General features: G+C 66.7%; 3 protein-coding genes. 2 read left to right on the forward strand and 1 reads right to left on the reverse strand.

Translation table 11 applies throughout. The features are described 5' to 3' along the window. Window positions 1-489, forward strand: a 489-nt coding sequence (locus WAN71_RS15945) for a MinD/ParA family ATP-binding protein (protein WP_422226259.1), incomplete at its 5' end; no start/stop codon positions are given. Here the strand turns inward: WAN71_RS15945 and sigI are convergent. Continuing rightward, window positions 486-1,361, reverse strand: coding sequence for an RNA polymerase sigma factor SigI (gene sigI, locus WAN71_RS15950; protein WP_422226260.1), 876 nt, complete (start codon window positions 1,359-1,361; stop codon window positions 486-488). The genes WAN71_RS15945 and sigI overlap by 4 nt on opposite strands. A 240-nt stretch (window positions 1,362-1,601) precedes the next feature. On the opposite strand from sigI, the gene WAN71_RS15955 reads away from it, so the two are divergent. After that, a partial coding sequence (locus WAN71_RS15955; RefSeq protein ID WP_422226261.1) for a protein kinase domain-containing protein occupies window positions 1,602-2,013 on the forward strand: 412 nt, incomplete at its 3' end.

Consider the following 2,013-nt stretch of genomic DNA (forward strand, 5'->3'; position numbering starts at 1 on the left):
GGTCCGCGCCGCCTGCTCGATCCCGCGCTGTATCGCGAAGCCGCGTCGCGGCTCGACCGTCACTTCACGATCTCGATCGTCGACTGCGGTTCCACCATGGACGCGCCGGTCACCCAGGAGGCGCTGAGCGACCTCGACGCGCTGATCGTGGTGTCGTCGCCGTGGGCAGATGGTGCCTCGGCGGCGGCGCAGACGATGGAATGGCTGGCGGCACATGGCCGTACCGGCCTGCTGCAGCGCACTGTGGTGGTGCTCAACGATTCCGACGGGCACTCCGACAAACGCACCCGTTCACTGCTGGCGCATCAATTCATTGACCGGGGGCAGACGGTGGTGGAAGTGCCCTTCGATCCGCACCTGCGGCCCGGCGGCGTCATCGACGTGACGCACGAGATGGCTCGCACGACTCGACGCAAATTCCTGCAGATCGCAGCCGCGGTCGCCGGATTCTTCGCGTCGCGGCCAGACGGCACGCCCGAAAACCGCTAGCCCGCGGTTCGCGCCGACGGGTCGGCGGTGGCTTCCATCTTGGTGATCAGGTGTCCGCGGATGGTCAGCACGATCACGGCGAAAAGCCGTCGTTCGGCGAAGGCCAGCAGCACCGGCTGACCGGCGGGACCGCTGACCACCGTCACACCCGGCCCCAAGTAGCGCAGCAGATTGACCGCAACGTCGTGCGGGCCGTGGTTGATCTGCGGCGGCGGGGCTGGATCGACGAGCACCGTCCCGACACCCCACACCGTCGGGTCCAGCACCGCGGCCAGCGCCTGTAGATCGCCGTTGGCGCAGGCGGTGATGAATTTTTCGGTGACGAGCTGGTGCTCGGCCACCGGCACTTCCACCGGCTTCGGTTGCGCGATAGCGAATTTCGCCCGCGCGCGCCGGGCCAGTTGGCGACACGTCCCGACCGGGCGGCCCACCGTCTCGGCAATCGCGTCGAACGGCATTCCGAACACGTCGTGCAACACAAACGACACCCGCTCCCCCGGGCTGAGTCGGCGCAATACCTCGAGCAGCGCCGTGCGGACCTCGTCGTCCAGGGTGACCCGATCGGCCGGGTCCAGCCGACGGGACTGATTGAGCGCGGCCACCTCTGAGCCGATGTCACCGGGCCGCTCGTAGCGGGCGCGCGCCGAACGCACCTGGTCGAGGCAGAGCCGGCCGGCCACCACCGTCAGCCAGGCACGGACATCCTCGATCTCATTAAGGTCGGCGCGGGAAAGTCGCAAAAACGCCTCCTGCGCAACGTCTTCGGCCTCCCCGACATCGCCCAGCATCTGGTAGGCCAGATTGACCAGGTATGGGCGATGCCGACGCCATGCGTCGGTGATCTGGTCGTTCGCTGACTGCGGTTGGCTCATTCATTCACGACGATCTAGTCCGCCAAAAAGTTACGCGATCCAACGGTAACTTTCACATCTTTCGGCGCGCACTGCGCGCTTCGAGCCCTGAGCCGACCGGTGAACACGCTGGGATCGTGTGCGGTCTTAGACTGCACCGACAACGCGTGAAGGGGATTCGGTGACGTCAGCGGTGAAGACGGCGGCAGTTTGCCTCCCACCCTGCCCCCATGAGTCGACTTCCGCCTCGCCGGCGCTACCATGCCTCGCCTGCCCGAATCCCCCGCACGGCCGGTGGTTTCGATGCTGACGGTCGGCTCGGTGGTGGCTGGTTATCGCATCGAGCGGGTGCTGGGCACGGGCGGTATGGGCGCGGTCTATCTGGCGGCCAACCCGATCTTGCCGCGCCATGACGCGCTCAAGGTGCTGTCGGCCGAGTTGTCGCTTGATCCCGACTTTCGGGCGCGCTTTGTCCGTGAGGCTGATGTGGCGGCTGCGCTTGACCATCCTCAGATCGTGTCGGTGTATAGCCGCGGGCATACCGTCGATGGCCAGCTGTGGATCGCGATGCAATTCGTCGACGGCACCGACGCCGATGCCGCGTTGCGTGCCGGCGCGATGACTCCGCAGCGCGCCATCCACATCATCACCGAGGTGGCGAAGGCCCTGGATT

It is taken from the genome of Mycobacterium sp. (assembly GCF_049280035.1).
GTDB lineage: Bacteria > Actinomycetota > Actinomycetes > Mycobacteriales > Mycobacteriaceae > Mycobacterium.